15 protein-coding genes and 3 pseudogenes are annotated in these 19508 nt (G+C 64.5%); 8 read left to right on the top strand and 10 right to left on the bottom strand.

Features of this window, described 5'->3' with window-relative positions; all coding sequences use genetic code 11:
* Positions 1 to 4: 4 nt before the first annotated feature.
* Both BLT64_RS13190 and BLT64_RS26405 read right to left on the bottom strand, forming a co-directional pair.
* Positions 5 to 2995 (bottom strand): annotated as a pseudogene (locus tag BLT64_RS13190) (baseplate multidomain protein megatron); the annotation flags it as partial.
* Positions 2992 to 3405: a hypothetical protein gene (locus BLT64_RS26405; protein ID WP_011749344.1), complete on the bottom strand. Its 414-nt coding sequence runs from the start codon at positions 3403 to 3405 to the stop codon at positions 2992 to 2994. The pseudogene BLT64_RS13190 and the gene BLT64_RS26405, both read right to left, overlap by 4 nt.
* A 170-nt stretch (positions 3406 to 3575) precedes the next feature.
* Between BLT64_RS26405 and BLT64_RS13180 the strand changes: the two genes are divergently transcribed.
* The 5 genes from BLT64_RS13180 (at position 3576) to BLT64_RS13160 (ending at position 10158) form a co-directional block, all read left to right on the top strand.
* A complete protein-coding gene (locus BLT64_RS13180) occupies positions 3576 to 4547 on the top strand; it encodes a Bug family tripartite tricarboxylate transporter substrate binding protein (protein WP_011749343.1) in 972 nt (323 codons plus the stop codon).
* A gap of 51 nt (positions 4548 to 4598) precedes the next feature.
* The gene (locus BLT64_RS13175; protein ID WP_011749342.1) at positions 4599 to 5069 is read left to right on the top strand and encodes a tripartite tricarboxylate transporter TctB family protein; all 471 of its coding nucleotides are present in this window, start codon (positions 4599 to 4601) and stop codon (positions 5067 to 5069) included.
* Between the two features lie 10 nt (positions 5070 to 5079).
* Positions 5080 to 6579 carry a tripartite tricarboxylate transporter permease gene (locus BLT64_RS13170; protein ID WP_011749341.1) on the top strand — a complete coding sequence of 500 codons (1500 nt, stop codon included), beginning with the start codon at positions 5080 to 5082 and terminating at the stop codon, positions 6577 to 6579.
* An 86-nt stretch (positions 6580 to 6665) separates the two neighbouring features.
* On the top strand, positions 6666 to 7538 hold the full coding sequence (locus tag BLT64_RS13165) for a GntR family transcriptional regulator (protein ID WP_011749340.1): 873 nt from the start codon (positions 6666 to 6668) through the stop codon (positions 7536 to 7538).
* Positions 7539 to 7593: 55 nt separating this feature from the next.
* The gene (locus BLT64_RS13160) at positions 7594 to 10158 is read left to right on the top strand and encodes an aconitate hydratase AcnA (RefSeq protein WP_011749339.1); all 2565 of its coding nucleotides are present in this window, start codon (positions 7594 to 7596) and stop codon (positions 10156 to 10158) included.
* Between the two features lie 114 nt (positions 10159 to 10272).
* Here the strand turns inward: BLT64_RS13160 and BLT64_RS13155 are convergent.
* The 4 genes and pseudogenes from BLT64_RS13155 to BLT64_RS27385 all read right to left on the bottom strand — a co-directional run.
* Positions 10273 to 10620 (bottom strand): annotated as a pseudogene (locus tag BLT64_RS13155) (IS110 family transposase); the annotation flags it as partial.
* Positions 10621 to 10822: 202 nt separating this feature from the next.
* On the bottom strand, positions 10823 to 11245 hold the full coding sequence (locus BLT64_RS13150; protein ID WP_011749337.1) for a LysR substrate-binding domain-containing protein: 423 nt from the start codon (positions 11243 to 11245) through the stop codon (positions 10823 to 10825).
* Positions 11246 to 11415: 170 nt separating this feature from the next.
* Entirely contained in the window at positions 11416 to 12315 is a 900-nt protein-coding gene (locus BLT64_RS13145; protein WP_011749336.1) for a DMT family transporter, read from the bottom strand.
* A 103-nt stretch (positions 12316 to 12418) separates the two neighbouring features.
* A complete protein-coding gene (locus tag BLT64_RS27385; RefSeq protein WP_231000905.1) occupies positions 12419 to 12691 on the bottom strand; it encodes a DUF2285 domain-containing protein in 273 nt (90 codons plus the stop codon).
* Positions 12692 to 12905: 214 nt separating this feature from the next.
* Here BLT64_RS27385 and BLT64_RS13135 point away from each other — a divergent pair, with 214 nt between their 5' ends.
* Entirely contained in the window at positions 12906 to 13160 is a 255-nt protein-coding gene (locus BLT64_RS13135; protein WP_024844905.1) for a ribbon-helix-helix domain-containing protein, read from the top strand.
* 4 nt (positions 13161 to 13164) lie between these two features.
* Positions 13165 to 13476: a type II toxin-antitoxin system RelE/ParE family toxin gene (locus BLT64_RS13130; RefSeq protein ID WP_011749333.1), complete on the top strand. Its 312-nt coding sequence runs from the start codon at positions 13165 to 13167 to the stop codon at positions 13474 to 13476.
* A 439-nt stretch (positions 13477 to 13915) separates the two neighbouring features.
* Here BLT64_RS13130 and BLT64_RS26400 read toward each other — a convergent pair whose 3' ends face one another.
* The 4 genes from BLT64_RS26400 to BLT64_RS13105 all read right to left on the bottom strand — a co-directional run bounded on the left by BLT64_RS26400 (position 13916) and on the right by BLT64_RS13105 (position 18780).
* Positions 13916 to 15898, bottom strand: coding sequence for a hypothetical protein (locus BLT64_RS26400; protein WP_011749332.1), 1983 nt, complete (start codon positions 15896 to 15898; stop codon positions 13916 to 13918).
* Between the two features lie 95 nt (positions 15899 to 15993).
* On the bottom strand, positions 15994 to 16188 hold the full coding sequence (locus tag BLT64_RS13115; RefSeq protein WP_036764897.1) for a hypothetical protein: 195 nt from the start codon (positions 16186 to 16188) through the stop codon (positions 15994 to 15996).
* An 88-nt stretch (positions 16189 to 16276) separates the two neighbouring features.
* Positions 16277 to 16792 carry a hypothetical protein gene (locus BLT64_RS13110; protein ID WP_011749330.1) on the bottom strand — a complete coding sequence of 172 codons (516 nt, stop codon included), beginning with the start codon at positions 16790 to 16792 and terminating at the stop codon, positions 16277 to 16279.
* A 29-nt stretch (positions 16793 to 16821) separates the two neighbouring features.
* Entirely contained in the window at positions 16822 to 18780 is a 1959-nt protein-coding gene (locus BLT64_RS13105) for an autotransporter family protein (RefSeq protein WP_157137446.1), read from the bottom strand.
* Positions 18781 to 18804: 24 nt separating this feature from the next.
* Between BLT64_RS13105 and BLT64_RS13095 the strand changes: the two are divergent.
* Positions 18805 to 19319 (top strand): annotated as a pseudogene (locus BLT64_RS13095) (IS5 family transposase); the annotation flags it as partial.
* Between the last annotated feature and the right edge of the window lie 189 nt (positions 19320 to 19508).

Genomic DNA, 19508 nt, shown 5'->3' with positions numbered 1-19508 from the left:
GCCTTCAGAAGGTGAGGGTGACGATCTGCGCCGCGCCCCGCCCGACGAGGGCGGAGAGCTGGAAGATGCGAATGGTGAGGGTGTTGCCGGGGCCGAGCGGTGCGCCCCAATCGGCGGTCTGCTGGGCGGCGGTGTAGAGCGCGTTGGTGGTGCCCGTGCCGAGCACCCGCTTCACGGCGGCGCCGTCGAGGATCTCGACCTGGTAAGCTTCAACTTCCTCGGCGAGCGGCACTTCGACCGCGCCCCAGTTGTCGGCCGAGAGCACGCGGGACCGCCGCGTCCAGCGGATTGTGAGGTCGGCCGGTGTGCGCGGCGTGCGCCATGGCTGCTCGACATGGGCGACCGAGAACGGCCGCAGCCCCATGCCCACCGGCGTGAAGCTCTGCGCCACATAGGTCTCGTCGCTGACCGGGCGGCTCGCCGGGCCGATGCGCCAGTTCCAGGGGATGCCGAGATCGGCCTCGGCGATGGGCAGCGGTTTCAACGAGGCGTCCAGCACCGCCATGCGGGCACCGGCCGGGGTCGGGTTGCCCATCGCACCCTCGGTGCCGCGCTGGCCGCGCAGGAGCCGGGTCAGGCGGTAGCGACCGGGCGCCAGCAGTTCGGCCACGCCCGCCTGCACGATCTCCCAAGCGCCGGGTGCGCTCTCGACGGCGAGCGCGTTCGCACCGCCGAACAAGGTCAGGTCGGTGACGCTCTCCAGCGTGCCGGTCAGCAGATCGATGACCAGAGCGTTGCCGAGGTCGAAGCGCGACGTCGGCCCCGCGTAGAAGTCCGAGACCAGCGCGCCGAGGCGGGCTCGCGCGCCGAAGCTGGTCAGCAGTTCGAACCCGTCCGTCGAAGGACTGCGGAACACCGCCATCTCGCCCGGCCAGGGCACGGCGTGCGCGCCGACCAGCGGCCGATGCGCGGGCTGGTCCTCGGTCAGCTGCGGCAGGTCCATCAGCACCGCATCCGGCGCCCCGAACACGACAGCGCGCGTCAGCGACGCCGCGCGGGGATCGCCGGGCGGCAGGTCGTAGGTCGCCCGGTCCTGGCGGACCGCCTCGATACCGCGGGCTTCGGCATCCGCGACGGAGACGAGACGGAACTCGATCTCCCGCCCGTCATGGGCGAGCCGGATGACGTCGGCGGGATCGAGCGCAAGCCGCGAGGGCGGCAGGCGGAACGCCGCCGTCTCGCGCCCCACCCACGCCTCCATCAGTGCGCGGCGGCAGCGGCGCTCGGCCTCCTCGGGCGGCACCGCCATCGGGAAGGATTCCGAGGCGATCCGGGTCGTGTCCACCGTGATGCGCCGCGCCTCGACGAGGGCGGCGTCGTAATCCTCGTCGGCACGGGCCAGCTGCCATTTCAGCGCCTGCGGCAGCTCGGTCTCCTGGCCGCGCGTCAGTTCCAGCACGTCGCCCTCGCGTGTGGCGACAAGATCGTCGGGCGCGACGGTCGCGATGGAGGCCCGGCCGCGCATGACAAAGCGGATCACGTCCTCGGTCTCGACGGCATCGAAGCCGAAATGCCGTGCAAGCGTGGTGATCGAGGCACGCGGGCTTTCCAGCGCCCCGATGACAAAGCCCTCGACCGCGCCCCACAGGCCGGTGACGTCGATGCGGCTTTCGGGCAACCCGACGCGCAGGCACAGGTGCCGGACGAGGGCCGCGAGCGAGACCGCGCCCAGCCGCCCGGTGAGCCAATGGCCGAGCCGCCAGTTCGGACCATCGGTCCAGACGCCGGTCAGTGCCGGGAAGAAGGGATAGGGCCGCGCGTCCCAGGTCCAGGCGGCGCATTCGGGGACATGCACCATCCGGCCTCCGTAGACGGTAGACAGCGGGTTGTTCGCGCCCTGACCCCACCAGAGATACGTCGCCTCCAGATAGGCGCGCTGGATGGCGTCGTCGCGCCAGCCGCGCGAGAAGTACGGCGTGAAGCTCTCTGACGACTTCGGATCAAAAAAGACATTCGGCTGGTTGGTGCCGCGGTCGATGGCCGGGCAGCCGAGCTCGGTGAACCAGATCGGCTTCGACTGCGGCACCCATGCCGTCGGCGTGCCGCTCTCGACCCCACCCGGGCGGTTGTAATGCGGGTTAGACCACCAGGCGAGCAGATCCTTGTATCGGAAGACCCATGGCTTGTCGTGGGCGCCGTCGGTAATCGGGGTGCGGACCTGCGCGGTGCGGTCGGCGGCCGAGGAGTAGAACCAGTCGAACCCTTCGCCGCCGGCGATGTGCGCCTGAAGGTAGGCCCGGTCGTAGATGGCAGGCCAGCCATCGGCGGCGTCGGCATGCTCGAACCCGTCGCGCCAGTCGGACAGTGGCATGTAGTTGTCGATGCCGACGAAATCGATCTCGGGATCGGCCCAGAGCGGATCGAGATGGAAGAACATGTCGCCGCTGCCATCGCCTGGCTGGTGCCCGAAATACTCCGACCAGTCGGCCGCGTAGCTGATCTTCGTGCCCGGCCCGAGGATGGCGCGCACGGCTGCCGCCAGATCACGGAAGGCCTGCACGGCGGGGTAGCTGCTGGCGCCCGAGCGGATGGTGGTCAGCCCGCGCATCTCCGAGCCGATCAGGAAGGCATCGACGCCCCCGGCGGCCGCACAGAGATGGGCATAGTGCAGGATCATCCGGCGCAGGCCCCAGTCACCGGCAGGGCCGGTCCAGTTGACGGTTTCGCCAGATACGGAGAAGTTCGCGGGTGTAGCCCCGCCGAATAGCGCCGCGACCTGCGTCGCCGCCGTCGGGGTCTTGTCGACGCTCCCCGCGAACCCCGCAGCCGGAGAACAGGTGATCCGGCCCCGCCACGGGAAGGCAGGTTGGCCGGTCTCGGCGGCGTTGTCGGAATAGGGGTTCGGCAGGGTGTTGCCGGGCGGAACGTCCATCAGGATGAAGGGATAGAAGGTTACCCGCAGCCTGCGCGCCTTCATCTCCTGGATCGCCTGCACCACGGCGAAGTCGGAGGGTGTACCGCCATAGACCGGGCGGTCCTGATCGTCGCGGTTCACACCCCCGGCAAGGCGCGAACCTCGGTCCCCAGCTCCTTGGCCGTCGCCTTGTCGCGCTTGTAGGCCAAGGCGAAGTCGCGTGCCATCGCGGTCAGGTCCAGCCCGTGGTTCGGATCGGTCGGATCCTTCAGCCCCTTGTCGCGGAACTGATCCAGCAGGAAGGCCATGCCCTCGAATCCGTTGCCGCCGTGGCTGTAGCCGGAATGGGTCAGAAAACCGACCATGGCCTTGTTGATCTGGACCCGGTCCGGCGTCTGCGGCCCATCCGCCGAAACCGCGCCCTTGGCACCCTGCGCCGTGATCGACCCTGGCCCGTTTGAGATCAGCAGGCCGATCAGGATCTGAACATAAAGCGCCTCGGTCGGGTCAGGCTTCTTGCCGGTCATGGCGAGACAGCAGATATCGGCCATGGTCCAGCGCGAGGAACGCTCTTCGCGCGGGATACCCCAGTGGCTGCCCGGCTGGTGATGCCGGACCGGTAGAGCCCTTCTTACCGCTCCCGATTTGCATTATTGCATTTTATAATCTCATCATGCATTAATGGAGTCGAGCCGGTTACGGCGACTCAAGGGAGGAAACCATGACATATCTTCACTCCGGGCTGGCGGCAGCCTGGATGATGGCCGCTGCTGCCGTTCTGCCCGCAACGTCGGTGCAAGCGCAGGATCTTGAACTGACGATCACCGCCCCGGCCGGTGCCGGCGGCGGCTGGGACGCGGCCGCGCGGTCGCTGCAAGAAGTGATGATGGCAACCGGCAAAGCGCGCAGCGTGCAGGTCGTCAACGTCCCCGGTGCGGGCGGCACGGTGGGGCTGGCGCAATTCGTCCAGGGCGCCAAGGGCAGCCCGGATCAGATGCTGGTCGGCGGCATCACCATGGTCGGCGCAATCATCACCAACAAGGCGCCCCATGACCTTACCAAGGTCACGCCCATCGCCCGGCTGACCGGCGATCCGCTGGTCATCGTCGTGCCGGCGTCGTCCCCCTATCAGACCATGGCGGACCTGATGGAGGGCATCAGGCAAGATGTCGAGCGCACGATCTGGGCCGGCGGCTCGGCCGGGGGCGCGGATCACATCCTGGCAGCACTTGTGACCCAGGCGGCCGGCATCGACCCTGCCAAGGTGAACTACATCGCCTATTCCGGCGGCGGCGAATCGCTGGCCGCCATGCTGGGCGGACAGGTGACGGCCGGGGTCTCGGGATATGGCGAATGGCAGGGGCAGATCGAATCCGGCGACCTGCGGGCGCTGGCAATCTCTTATCCCGAGCCCATCGAGGGCATCGCCGCCCAGCCGCTGAAAGCGCAGGGCATCGACATCGAGCTGGTGAACTGGCGCGGCATCTTCGCCGGCCCCGACATCAGCGCCGAGGACAAGGCCGTGCTGGAAAAAGCTGTCGGCAAGACCGTGCAGTCGCCCGAGTGGCAGGAACTCATCAAGGCGCGCGGATGGTCGGACTATTACGCCCCCTCGGCCGAATTCGCCGGTTTCCTGACGTCCGAGACCGGGCGCGTCCATTCGATCCTCAATTCCATCGGCCTCGCCGACTGACCGCAGCGGGGGCCCTGCGCCCCCGTGCCCCTGACGATGGGAGGCAACGTCTTGTCCACACCGACCGCCAGCAGCCTGCACAGGCCCACGCTCGTCATCGGCGCAGCGCTTCTTGCGCTGGCCTTCGTCACCTGGCGCGACGCCAGTACCATGCAGATCCGTGCTGGCTATGGCATGGGGGCCGATGCCGCCTCCTATTTCGTCGCGGCCTTCCTTGCACTCATGGGCGCCGGCCACATCCTTGCCGCCTTTCGCTGGCAGGGCGACGCCAGCCCCAGCGACTGGAAAGCGGTGGGCTGGGTCGCGCTCGGCCTTGGCAGCCTGGTCGCAGCGCTATGGTTCGGGGCCGGCTTCATCCTGGGCTCCACCCTGCTCTTCGCCTTCACGGCCCGGGCCTTTGGCCGCAAGGCGTTTCCGGCCGATCTGGCGCTGGGTTTCGTGCTGGCGACGGTCATCTTCCTGCTGTTCAACAAGCTGCTGACGCTGGCCCTGCCCATGGGCCCGTTCGAGCGGCTGTTCTGAGAGGGGCGCCATGGATTCGCTCATCCACCTGATGCATGGTTTCGGCACCGCGCTGGACCCGATGAACCTGATGTTCGCGGCCATCGGCGTCCTGCTGGGCACTGCCGTCGGCGTGCTGCCGGGGATCGGCCCGGCCCTGACGGTCGCCCTGCTGCTGCCGATCACCTTCAAGCTGGACCCGGGCGGCTCGCTCATCATGTTCGCGGGCATCTATTACGGCGGCATGTATGGCGGCTCGACCACCGCGATCCTGCTGAACACGCCCGGCGAAAGCGCCTCGGTCGTCACGGCGCTCGAGGGCAACCAGATGGCCCGGCGCGGTCGCGGCGGCCCGGCGCTGGCGACCGCCGCAATCGGCTCTTTCGTCGCGGCGCTGATCGCCACGGCGGGGCTCGCGTTCTTTGCGCCGATCCTGGTTAAGGTGGCGGTGAAGTTCGGGCCTTGGGACTATTTCGGGCTGATGCTGATCGCCTTCGTCACCGTCTCGGCCACCTTCGGCTCGTCGCCCCTGCGCGGATTGACCAGCCTGGGCATCGGCTTGTGGCTGGGGCTGATCGGTATCGACCAGTTGACCGGGCAGACGCGGCTGGCCTTCGGCGTGCCGAACCTGCTGGACGGGATCGAGGTCACGACGCTGGCCGTGGGCCTGTTCGCCCTGGGGGAATGCCTGTTCGTCGCCTCGCGCCACCTGTTCAACGACGAAAAGCCCATGGCGATCAAGGGCTCGATCTGGATGTCGCGCGAGGATTGGCGGCGGTCGTGGAAGCCCTGGCTGCGCGGCACGGCGGTCGGCTTCCCCATCGGCGCCCTGCCAGCCGGCGGCGCCGAGATCCCGACCTTCCTCAGCTACACGATGGAGCGGAAGCTGGCGGAAAAGCCCGAGGAATTCGGCCAGGGCGCCATCGAGGGCGTGGCCGGCCCCGAGGCGGCCAACAACGCCTCGGCCGCGGGAACGCTGGTGCCGCTCTTGACGCTGGGCCTTCCGACCTCGGCCACGGCGGCAGTCATGCTGGCCGGGTTCCAGCAATACAACCTGCAACCCGGCCCGCTGCTTTTCGTGCAGCATCCGGCGCTGGTCTGGGGCCTCGTCGCCTCACTCTTCATAGCCAATATCATGCTGCTGGTGCTGAACCTGCCGCTGGTCGGGCTTTGGGTGCGGCTGCTGAAGATCCCGCTGCCCTGGCTTTACGCCGGCATCCTGGTCTTTGCCTGCATGGGCACCATCGCCGCCAATCCTTCGGTGGTCGAGCTGATGCTGCTGGTCGGTTTCGGCCTGCTGGGCTTCGTCATGCGGCGATACGACTATCCGGTCGCGCCGGTGGTGGTGGGCCTGATCCTGGGCCCGCTCGCCGACAGCCAGCTACGCCGCGCGCTGCAGATGAGCCTGGGCGACCCAATGATCCTGCTGCAGCATCCCGGCTCGGCCACGATGATCGCCATTGCCACGCTGGCGCTGGTCGCCCCCTTCCTCTTCAAGGGCCTGGCCCGGTTCCGGCAGGACGAGGATTGATCGCAGACAAGGCGCGGCCGCAGGGCCGCGCCTCTTGCATGACGGTATCCCGCCCCTGATATTGCGGGCAATCCGAAGGAGAGCCCATGGCGCGCGTCAGCCTGTCCCCCCAGATCATCGCCCGGATCGTCGATCACGCGCGGGCGCAGAACATGCAGGCCGGCCAGCACCTGCCGGCCCAGCTTCTGGCCGACAGCTTCAAGGTCTCGCGCCAGCCCATCGTCAGCGCGCTGAAGAAGCTGGAGCAGATGGGCATCGTCCAGTCCGAGCCGAACCGCGGCTATTTCCTGGCCTGCAATGCCGATGAAATCCCCGAGATGGACACGGATGCGGCCGCCGATGACGCGCTTTACGACCGCATCGCCGCCGATTGCCTGGCCCGCCGGCTGCCCGACCGGCTCAGCGAGAACGAGCTGATGCGGCTTTACGGCGTGGCGCGCGGGCGGCTGCTGCGCGTGTTGCACCAGATCGCCGACGAGGGCTGGATCGAGCGACTGCCCGGCAACGGCTGGGAATTCCGCGAGATCCTGACCTCGCGCAAGGCCTATTCCGAGGCCTACCAGTTCCGCGCCGCCATCGAGATGCAGGCGCTGCTGCTGCCGAGCTTCCGCATCGACCAAGCGGCCTTTGCCGATGCCCGCCGCCACCAGCAGGAACTGCTGGCGAGCTATGAAAGCGAAAGCCGGCAAAAGGTGTTCGGCACCAATATCGAGTTCCACGAGATGCTGATGACCTGCGCCAGCAACGAATTCTTCCTGGACGCGGTGCGGCGGGTGAACCGGGTGCGCCGGCTGATGGAATATTCGATCACCCACGACCGCTCGCGCCTGCCGCAGCAATGCCGCGAGCATCTGCAGATCCTCGACCTGATCGAACAGCGCGACATGCAGGCCGCCGCGACCTTCCTTTACAGCCATATCCGCGAGGCCGGGAACATCAAGGCGGCGTTGTTTGAGTAATTGCATTTCATAATTAGATAATGCTATCCCTCTCTCATCAGCAGGGAGGAAGCGCATGCCGTTCGCCAGCACGATTCGGGGCCAGAAGATCATCGACCTGCCCGCCGCCGCGGGTGCCGACCTGATCCGCCTGCCGCATATCCATCGCCTGCTGCTGGAAAACGTGCTGCGCAATGCGCCCGACCCGCAGGCCGCCCGTGCCGCGATCCTCGCCTGGCTGGAAACCGGCCGCTCGGAGGCCGAGATCCCCTTCCTGCCCGGCCGCGTGCTGATGCACGACACCACATGCGGCCCGGCGCTGGTCGATATCGCCGCCATGCGCTCGGCCCTGGCCGAGGCCGGGCATGACCCGCAGCTTCTGAACCCGGTGCTGCCGGTCGATGTCTCGACCGATCATTCGCTGGCGGTGGACGCCTATGCCGCGCCCGGCGCCATGGCCCGCAACATCCAGAACGAATACCGCCGCAATGCCGAGCGTTACCGCTTCATGAAATGGGCCACGAACAGTCTGTCGAATTTCCGCGTCCACCCGCCGGGAACCGGCATCATGCACACGCTGAACCTGGAACGGCTGGCGACGGTGGTGACGGAACGCGACGGCTGGATCATGCCCGACACGCTGATCGGCACCGACAGCCATACGCCGATGATCAACGGCATCGGCGTGCTGGCCTGGGGCGTCGGCGGAATCGAGGCGGAAAGCGTGATGTTCGGCATGCCGGTGATGCTGCGCGTGCCCGAAGTGGTGGGCGTGCGCCTGACCGGGCGGCTGCGCGAGGGCGTGACCGCGACCGACCTGGCCCTGACCGTGACCGAAACCCTGCGCCGCATCGACCTGGCCGACCGTTTCGTCGAGTTCTTCGGACCCGGCGTCTCGGCGCTCTCGGCCGGGGATCGCGCGGTCGTCGCCAACATGACGCCGGAATTCGGCGGCAATTCCGGCTTCTTCCCGGTCGATCAGGCGACCATCGCCTATCTGCACCAGACCGGCCGCACGCCCGCACATTGCGCGCTGGTCGAGGAATACTGCCGCCGCCAGAGCCTGTGGTTCGATCCAAGCCAGAGCCCGGTCTTTACCGAAGTGGTCGCGTTGGACCTGGGCGCGGTCGAGGTCAGCGTCGCCGGTCCGCGCCGGCCGCAGGACCGCATCCCGGCCTCGGCCACCGCCCAGGCCACGGCGGCGATGCGCGGCCATGCGCCCCTCCCCGCCCCGCCGGGCCAGGCCCCGGACGGCGCCGTCGCCATCGCCGCCATCACCAGTTGCACCAATACCAGCGACCCGCGCCTGCTGGTCGCCGCGGGCCTGGTCGCGCGCAAGGCCCGCGGCCTGGGGCTGCGCCCGCCCGCCCATGTCAAGACCTCGCTGGCGCCGGGATCGCCCACCGCGCAACGCTATCTGGAGCGCGCGGGCCTGCTGGAGGATCTGGAGGCCGTCGGTTTCGGCATCGTCGGCTATGGCTGCACCACCTGCATCGGCAATTCCGGTCCGCTACCCGATACGGCCGTCGAGGCGCAGGCCGCGGGACGGCTGCAGGTCGCGGTCCTGTCGGGCAATCGCAACTTTCCCGGCCGGGTGCATCCGCAGCTGGAGGCAGGCTTTCTAGCCTCGCCGCCGCTGGTCGTCGCCTTCGCCCTGGCCGGAGACATCGAACGCGACATCCTGCACGACGAGATCGCGCCGGGCGTGGGGCTGGCCGATCTCTGGCCCTCGGGGGCCGAGATCGACGCGGCTCTGGCCCGTGCGCAGGATGCCGACGACTATGCCGCCGCCTATGACCAGGCCGAGGCGAGCGGGCTCTGGCGCGACCTCGACGCCCCGGACGCGCCGCTGTTTCCCTGGGATCCGGCCTCGACCTATATCCGCCGGCCGCCCTTCGCGGGTTTCGCCGGCACGCGGCCGCGACAGATCGTGGCAGCGCCGATCCTGGTGCTGGGCGACGACATCACCACCGACCACATCTCGCCCGCCGGCGCCATCCCGGCCGACAGCGAGGCCGGCCGCTACCTGATCGAGCGCAGCGAAAGGCCCGACGACCTCAACGTCTTCTCCTCGCGGCGCGGCAATTGGCAGGCGATGCTGCGCGGGCTCTTCACCAACAAATCGGTGCGCAACCTGCTGGCCGAGGACATCCCGCCCGGCAGCACCATCCTGCCCGACGGGCGGATCCTGCCGCTCTGGCGCGCGGCCGAGCATTACCGCGAGAGCTCCACCCCGGTCGTCATCGTCGCGGGCAAGCGTTACGGCATGGGCTCGTCGCGCGACTGGGCGGCCAAGGGGGCGGCGCTTCTGGGCACGCGGGCGGTGCTGGCGACAAGCTTCGAGCGCATCCACCGCTCGAACCTGATCGGCATGGGCATCCTGCCGCTGCGCCTACCCGCGGGAATATCGCCGCAGTCCCTGGCGCTGACGGTCTCGGACCGGATCGGGATCACGCTCGATCCGTCGCGGCTGCAACCGCGCGCGCCTGTCGCGGTGGCGATCCATCGTGCCTCGGGCACGGTCGAGGAATTCGACGCCACCGCCGCCATCGAGACCAGCATTGAGGTCGAGACGCTGGCCAAGGACGGTTTGATGCCGCTGATCCTCGACCGCGCGGCTCGGGCCGAGGCGGCTAACTGATCCAACGAAGGGATCCGGTGGTGCGGAGAAGCGCACCATCGCCAGCCAGCGCCGATACGCACCCGTCCAGCCCTTCTTGCCGGGATAGATCCGGCCGTGTCGCAACAGGAAGCCCTGAAGGTGCTGGCGCGCCTTGCCCGCTACCTGCATCGCCGTCGAACGTGCCCGCACCAGATCGCGCATCGCCTCATGCGCGGCATCCGGCACCCAGACCGCCGCCAACTCATCGGCCCGGTGGAGCTTGGCCAGCATCACGGCATCGCGGCGATCGGTCTTCACCCGTTCACCCGCCTTCATCGAGATCAGGGACGGCGCCACCACGATGCAATCGTGCCCCAGCTCGACGAGCTGACGATAGAGGCCATAGCCGCAGGGACCCGCCTCATAGCAGAAATGCAGCCGCTCCCCGCGGGCCGCCAGCTTCTCAGCCAGTTTGCGGACCTGATCAGCACGATGCAGCACCGTCCCCCAGTGGCGGAGCCTCTCAAAAATGCGCTGAGGCCATGCTCGGTCATGGGGTCGCTGTCCGCTCAACCACTCTGCAGCTGGTGCTGCGGCTACTTACATCCTCTTTCTCAACCATCCCCCGATCGACCAGATCCGCAATGTCGCGAAATACGGTATCGTGAAAGCAGGGACAGCGTATCCGCGCCACGGATCGGGCTCACGCCGAGTGTTGCGGTTGTAGCTGGTTCAATTCCTCCCTTATCGCGACGATGACACGATCTCGCACCAGATTTACGCGCTGGAGCGCCCGAGACTGTGCATGGGTCAGCAGCCAGAGTTCGGACTCCGAGCGGAACAAATCGGGCATTCCCGGCGCAAAGCCGGCAGGGACGGCGATGAAGTCGGGCAGCACCGCCCAGCCGGCGCCTTGTCGGACTGCCTCGGCCTGGGCGGCAAAGGATGTAAGGCGCAGTGATGGGCGAACCCCAGGACAATGGCTCGCGAGCCAATTGGCCATGGCCAGATAGGTCAGGTCCTCGGTCCAGCCTATGACCTGGTGCCGATGCAGATCCTCCGGCACATCCGGGTAGCCGTTTCGCCGGACATAGTCCTCCGAAGCATAGAGCCCGAAACGGATCACGGCCAGCCGCCCCTACGAGCAGGGCATCGCCGCCGGAGGGTTCATTCAGGCAAGGACTGCTTCGGATTGATCGCGCAAAGGCGCCTGCGGAAGACAGCGGGACCGCGTCTACTTTCGCCGTCGCAGGATTACCGAGGTTCCATGCCGACGGTTCCAGACGTCCAGCGACATCACGGCGTACGTGGGTAAGGCGGGGTCGATAGGCGCCCCCTGCCCGCACGCTGGTGAACCAGCAGCGAGCCCAGCCCCGAGATCGCGATCAGCACCAGCCCCGCCAGTGATACGAGATCGGGCCAATCGCCGAAGACGACAATCCCGAGTGCCGTGGCCGAAATCAGCTGGCTGTAGACCAGGGGCGCGATCAGACTGGCCTCGGCCTTCCTGCTGGCCATCACCAGCAGGAAGTTGCCCAGGGCCGAGCCGACGGCGCTGACCAGAAGAAGCGCAAGCAGGAGCATGTCCGGCACGGGAAAATCGGATTGCAGGCCGAAGGGCGTCAGGACCACGGCTCCGATCAGCAGTTGCGAGATCAGCAGGAAGCGCGGCCGGAAGGCTCCCGCCAGGGTGCGGGTCATGACCAGATAGGCGCCGTAGAATGTTCCCGCCGCCAGGGCGAAAGCCATGCCGGCGGAGCTGCCGAAACCGGGTTTCACCACAAGCATCACGCCGGCGAAGCCAAGTCCCAGCAGGAGACTTCTCTGCGCCGATGGCCGCTCGCCCAGAAACAGGATCGCCAGGACATAGGACACGACCGGGCCGACGAAGAAGGCTCCGAAGACATTGGCGATCGGTTCCGTCTTCAGGGCCGTCAGGATGCAGCAGATCCCGCAAACGATGAATCCCGCCCTCAGCAGAACGCGCCAGTCCAGCAAGGCCGGCAGTTCCTGCCGGGTCAATCCGCTGAACGGAAGCAGCATCAGCGCGGCCAGGAGGAACCGCGACCATGCCACGATAAAGGGATCCACCCCGCCGCCGGTCAGCAGTTTGCCCGCCGTATCTCCGATGACCACGCAGGTCACCGCGATGAAGACTGTCGCGATCAGTCGTAGCAAATCCGGCGTATTGGTCATGATCGTTCTCGGGAAGCGGAATTGAGGCGGGCATCTGGTTCGGGGCAGACCTTGCGACGTTGCGCGAAGGATTGGAAGGCCACCGTCCCGACAGTCCCGACAGCTACTTCCGCCGTCGCCGCCGCAGCAGGCGGCGATAACCGCCCCCGATCATGGCGCGGGCATCCCTGACGAAGCCCATGACCGCGTCACGCAGCGCGGAAGTCTTCCAGGCCTCTGCGCGGACCCGGTCTGCGCCGTAGATCGCGCCGGCGATCTCGCGATAGCTCGCCCCGCTCAAAGGTCGGTGCGAACACTCGCATTGACCGGGCGGTCGCCTCGGTCGAGCCGTACTCCACTTGGAATGAAGGGGCCGTTCATCAGCGTCAGCGTTCACTTGTTACGCTCGCTCGCGCTGTCTGGGGCCTTCCGGAGCAGGCTGCTTCAATCGGTTGATAGCCGCAGCGCGGCGATTTTGATAGCGTAGCCGAGCTCACTTGCGGAGATTAGAAATGTCAATCTCCGCAGGTGATGCGGAGATTGGCTACATGGCGTGCCTTGCCTACGTGTTCATCCTTGTTTATCTTGAAGACAAGCAGATGGAGGCCACCATGTCCCAGACCACGACCATGACAGTCCGCATCAGCGGCGCACTGAGCGAGTTCGTGGCGTCGAACGTCGGAGAGAACGGGGCCTACGAGAACATCAGCGAATACGTCCGCGACCTGATCCGACGCGACAAGGAGCGGGCAGAGCGGGAGGCGTTTGATCGCCTGAAGGCTGAGCTGACACGCGCCTTCGCTGCTCCGGAGGAGAGCTATCGCCCGTTGACGGCGGCCGAGGTCATCGCCCGGAACCGGGGCTGACCACGTGGCCATTCGCGTCCAGGAGGCCGCATCGCTGCGGCTTGACGAGATCTACAGATACACGCGCGACCGGTGGGGCGCCGAGCAGGCGGATCGGTACATCACCGACCTCTTCGCGGCGTTCGACCAGATCGAACGCCATGGCGTTGTTTCACGCCCCATCCCGGCCGAGTTTGGGGTCGAAGGCTTCTACTTCCGGCACGCGCATCATTTCGTGTACTGGCGGCGTCTGTCGAACGGGGACGTCGGCATCGTGACGATCCTGCACGAGCGAATGCACCAGATGGACAGGTTTCGGGATGATGTTCCGAAGTGACGGATGGCTCCGGCGACGATTATCCGCCCCGTCGAAGGGGGCTCGCAAAACGTTGACCAGGTGTTGACAAGAAATCCAAACGACTAAAGCCGAGCGTTATGCTCGGCTTTGAAGTCTTTGATCTTACGTGTATTTTTTGTTGCGGGGGCGCGCAACCGCCGCAACCTACCTGAGCTTCGATGCGCTGTGTGATTTAGTCGTAGTGAATCCGGCTGTTGTTTCTCACCCAGCACTGAGCCGGCTCAGTGCTGGGTGAGAACCCGCTCGAACTCTTCTGTATTCTCGCTTGGCATCGGCGCCGCTTCAGGTTCACCTGCAAACCACTGGATCAAACAGCTAACAGGATCGAATCCGAACCGTGTCGGCGGCCGCCATCACCGGCATGCAGAATGCAGCCCGAAATGGCTGGCGGCCATGGCCGAGGCGCTCGACGACGAGTTCAGCGGCTTACCCGGTGGACAGCGCTGATCGCGCCATTCCCGGAAAGCTCGCCCCCTTCGTGGACCGTCACCGTGCCGGACACCTGCCCGTCCACGCTCAACTTCCCGTGGACCGAGACATCGCCGGCAAGCTGGCCGGTGACGTGCATTTCGGCGCCGCTGGCCACTTCCGTCAGGCCGGAATAATCATTGTCGCCCGCAATGGTCAGTTTACCTCCGGCAAGCACCAGCCCGCCGCCGAGATTTTTGCCATTGTCATCATAGTCGGTAATCGAACCGCCTATCGTCCCTGTTGCTGCCGTCACGACCAGGCGCCTGGAGCCAAGAACAATGTCACCACCACCCGAAATATCGCGAATAACGGCGTCACCGAAGGATTTATCCACACCCCATTGCGTCATGTAAGCGCCCTTCTGGTCGATAAATAAATTTCCTTCGTTGAAAACATGCGCAGATTTCTCGATACTGCCAAGCCCGGCCAGATGCAGATAACCATCTTTGGCAATGCGTGTTGCTCCGGTATAGGTGTTGATGGCGGTCATGCGCACATTCGAATCTTTTTCGATCGTGAAATCACCCTGCCCGGACAGATTGCCGGCCAGGCCAACCCATCCAACGCTGCCGACATCCCCGTTGACAACACCGAGATGTGGAATATTCACACCGGCGTCAGTTGAAAAACCGCTGGCAGTGACGAAATAAGGCGTAAAGGCGGTTATGCGGTTTTCCAGATCGAACATCATCGAGTTCGACTGAAAAAAAGGCAACCCGATGGTCAGAGAATTCCCGCTGCCCTCATCGGACAACCGGCTGATATCAACATCGTCATATTCCAGATCGTTCAGCTTATCGTCAAAGCCATAGAACTTGATATCAACGGTATCATCGCCATATTTTTCAAGTCGATAACCTTTAGACCGGAATTTCGCCAGCATCCCATCGGAATCAACATAAATGAATTCAGGTGTTCCTGTATCAAAGAGAATGGGCCCACGGAAGTCAATGGCCCGCTTCTTTTTCCCAACCGGAACAGATATTGTATAGCGGTAGTTCCCGTCATGCACATTCGAAGCGTTTGCGCCGGAACCGGGGAACTGCCGCATGGAAAATTCATAGTCCAGCTTTCCCCACGGCATCAGCGCCGTGAATTGCGCACGTATCTGCGGGGTGAGATGCAGGGAAAGACAGGGCGCACGACCCGGCGTCTTACTATCCCCCATATTCGCATTGGCGGCTATGACATAGCCAGTTTTTGTCTGACTGGCGGGGGCCGAAATATAGGTTTTGTCGTCTGTAAAATTTCCCGCGCCGAATGTGCCGTAAAATGGTGGGTGATCGCTTGGCTGATCATGTATTATGCGGTCACGCACCTCCATATCGGCGTAATACGCGACCCCGTCACTGTGCCCGATCGGCGTGGCCGATACCTTGTGATTTTTGTAACCGTCGCTACCCTGACTGTAGACCCAGTCGATGATACGCCCGGCAACATGTTTGCCGGGTATGACCGCCACGGGTTTATCCGGCGCGTCCGGATCATAGTAGGCAATGCTTCCGAACTGGATTTCCTGCATCCAATAGCCATAAGAGCCGTCACCATAGGCATACAGATCGGGCTTGTGCCCCGCCAGCGGCTGCACATCGGACATGGCCTCATCAAACTGCCCGACAAACAAATCAGAGCCGGTATCAAACTGATAAAGCCGCGGATGCGCGTCATTAACTCCGACCATTATGCCAAGTGAATTGAAATCCGTTGCGTCGTCATCCGACGGCACATGCTTCAGCGGAATCCCGATGGGCTGAACCGGATCAGCGCCGGCTGAAAAGGAAAAGGTCATCAGAGCCAGACCGGATACGGCGCAGACCAGAACCGACCGGCCCCGAAGAATTACGCAGCCTTCAGTCCGGGTGCTCCGTATAAGCGCCCCTAGTGCCATTCCCACACCGTTCCATTGTTGCGTGAAATATGCCCCGGGCATGCCGTCTCCTTTAATCGCTTGATGTATTCACCCCGCACCGCGACGACTGCCGCGATACGCCGCCACTCATGGCGACGGCGTATACGCAGGTTTCGTCAATAGCCGAGCGGCGCGTAGCTGCAATCCGGATGCCGCGCACCATCCGAACAGAGCGGCCAGTTATTGGGATCATCGGGATCGTCCACCAGAAGGCCGACACCATGACCGCCGGTATATCCATCAGACCCGGAATCGTCGCAGGCCGCCAAAGGGCCAATTGCAAGCAGCAGAACAAGAAGCCAGTTGCGCATAATATTATTGTCTCCTGTTATTACTATTGAAGGAACTGTCGGTTGCCTCGGTGCATGTTCCGCCCCGTTTCATCTCTGCCTGCCGGAGTCATGGCTTGACCTCGGTTTCCGGGTTTTCCGTGATCAGGCCGCAACGCAGATACACCGGCCCGGACCTCAAGCTGGAAACGGCACCGTCGATGAAATCGCAGGCCAAAATATTGTCATCATGGCTTTTGCGCGAGGAAAAGAGATTGACGTTCACCATCGGCCCGCCACTGATCAGCCGCAGTCGATCGGCGCTGACCGTTTTACCGGTCACATGAACCGTCCGCGCACCGTCTGGAAGATTGATATCCTCGGCTCCCAGATCTACCATCCCCATTGCGTTGGTGTGTTTCTCATCACCGGGATGGGGTTCGCCATAATAAGTGGCCGACAACGAGATCCCCTCATGGGTGGACTTGAGCGCGGCTTCGGCTTTGGACGACAGGCTGATGGCGACATCAAATCCCAGCGCGTGTTTTTCCGTCGCAAAAACCGGCAGGGCGGACAGACCGGCCAGCAAAGCGGCCAGAGGGAGGGAGTACAGCCCCCCTCTGATAGTTATGTAACCAGATGCCATTGCTTTCTCCTTGGTATTCAGACACGGCGTCAGAACTGCATGCCGAGAGTGGCGCCCAGCCGATGCTCGCGCGCATCCGTGGCAAGCTGGCCCTGATAGTCCAGCCTCAGATTGGTATTGCGGCCAAGTTCCATATCGACCCCCATATCCAGCACCGCCGCATTGCGGGCAATCGGCGCCGCCGCCACGTTGAAGCCCGTGCCCCCTGCAAAGGCCATCGCCAGCTCCGGGCGCGCGTCGCCAAAGGCGTGACGCCAGCCGATGCCGCTACTGACGGTCAGTTTGTGGGTCGCCGCCTCGATGGTCGTGGCCGCGCGCACCCCGATTGTGGCGAAGGTCGTGTCCATCTTGCCTTCCGCACCGGCAAGCGCCGTTTCACCGCCGTTTTCGGCGAAACTGTCGGTGCGCATCCAGACATGGGCAAGCCCGGCATAGGGTTCCAGCGCCATCGTGCCATGGTCGAGCCGGTGGCCGACCTCGGCAAAGGCCTGCCAGACATGCCCGTTATATTTGGACGACAGCCTTTCGTTGATCGTGCCAAGGCTGGTGCTGCGGTTCGCCTTCAGCCGAAGCGTCGAATAGACAAGCCCGCTGCGCAGCGCGGTCTGCCCCCATTGCGTGCCGGCATAGACCCCGAGGTGGATACCCCGGCCCGAACCCGACGAGGCACGGCCGTCCAACCCATAGGAGCTGTCGCTCATCGCCAGAACGCCACCCAGACGCCAGTTTTGAACCGGCGCGTCATAGCCCAAAACCACACCGTTGGTCCGGCTGTCACGACGTGCCGCATTGCCGTCGCCATCGGCCTCACCCCGGCCGCCGAAGGCGTGGCCCCAATAGACCGGGCCGTCGGTGGTCGCCTCGGCAGAGACAGGCCCATATGCGGTCAGGGCCTGCACGCCCCCTTTGTATGCGCCAACCGTGCCAAAGGCGGCCCGCAAGCGCCCGTTCACCGCATCGCGCAGGAAGTGTCTTTCCTCGGCCACTGCCCCCAGCATCGCGGTATGGATTTCACCCGAGAGCGAATCAAAGGCCGCAGGCAGATCCGAAGCCTCGGCAGCGGTCATATAGGCAACCTCGTCATGCAACTCATTGCCGCTGCCAAGCGCCTCCAGCTCGTTGGCGACGGCAATCTGGTTGGCGCTGTGCGCAACCTCGGCAAAGACGATATCGGACCGTTCAACCCCCAGCGCGACGCCGGAAGAAGTCTTGTCCAGCGCGAAGGACAGGAAAGGCGCATCGGTGACCAGATCGCCGGTCAGGCTGCCATAGTTGCCGACAAGGCCACCCGCAGCGGTAACCAGCGCATATTCGCGCCCCACCGCCAGCCGACCGGTCGTAACGCGGTCCAGCGTGATGCTTGCCCCGTCTTCGATCACGGCCCGCCCCCCGACAGCGATAGCGGGCTGGATGCCGTTCTCGACCGGCGCGAAGACAAGCGTAGAGCCGGCCTTCTGGGTAAATTCGCTTCCGACCGTCAGGGGCGTCTTGCCATTGGTGGCCACCGTGCCGCCGCCCAGGACCGTCAGCGCGCTATAGCTGCCGGAACCGCCGGTCATACCGCCATCCTGCACGATGGTATCACCCGCGACATCGCCATCGTTGACGAAGCCACCGGAAACCAGCACGTCGCTTGCAAGGCTTCCTGTCGAGGTCAGGACCAGCCCAGCACCGGCGTCGACCTTGGTCGCGCCGAAATAGACATTCGCACCCGACAGCGTCTGCACACCGCCCTGAACCGTCAGGCCGCCTTTAAGGTGCCTCCCCTCGCTGTCGACAGAACTGATAGTCCCGCTGAACGTGTCCTGTGCCGCAGTCAGCACTAGATCGCTATCATAGATAAAGACCGAACCCGACCCGGCCAGATTGCGGATCTTCGCATCATTATAGGCATCCGACACCCCCCAGAACGCGATTTCGTTGCCCTTGTTTTCAAGATCAAGCGCGCCATCCACGATCACCCGCGACGAGTTTTCGATACTGCCCATGCCGACCAGTTCAATCGTGCCGCGGTCCCGCATGCACTGCAAATGATCGATAGCACCGTGGTCCGCGCCCATCATCAGGCAGCGGGCGCTAAAGGGGGACTCCGCGACAGGGTTTTGGCCGTTCGCGTGGTGGCTTCACGACCAAGATCCACCTCCTCGTCAACGCAGCAGGGCTGCCTATGAGGACGGAGATCACCGCGGGGCAAACCTCCGACTATCTCGGCTTCGATCTGGGCATGGCCGACAATCTGCCGACACCAAGTGTTCTGCTGGCCGACCGAGGCTATGATGCTGACAGCATTCGGAAATCCATGGGAAAACGCGATGTCTTGCCCGTCATCCCCATGCGCAAATCACGAAAAAAACGCATTGCCGTCGACCGGTCCTTGTATCGTCTTCGAAACCTTGTCGAACGGTGCTTCAACAAGCTTAAGAACGCCCGCCGCGTTGCCACCCGTTACGACAAGACTGCGGAGAGCTTCCTGGGCTTCATCGATATCACGCCGATACGCCTTTGGGTCCGCCATTTGTCAACATGACCTAAAACTCAGATGTTCCGCAGCAGCAATTGCATAACGCAAGGCGCGAAGATCGAAAGGTAGTCCGGGACCGGGCCACTTCTGCGAACCAGCCCCGGAGGATATCTCATCATCGATTTCCGAAACCATACTCGGCCCACACTATCATCACGTATCCCTTGATAGTAATATAATTATTTTGGCCGCATC

Origin of the sequence: Paracoccus denitrificans (genome assembly GCF_900100045.1) — a bacterium.
Taxonomy (GTDB): domain Bacteria; phylum Pseudomonadota; class Alphaproteobacteria; order Rhodobacterales; family Rhodobacteraceae; genus Paracoccus; species Paracoccus denitrificans.
Note: the sequence above shows the minus strand (reverse complement) of the source record. Positions and strands in the feature narration are given on the sequence as shown.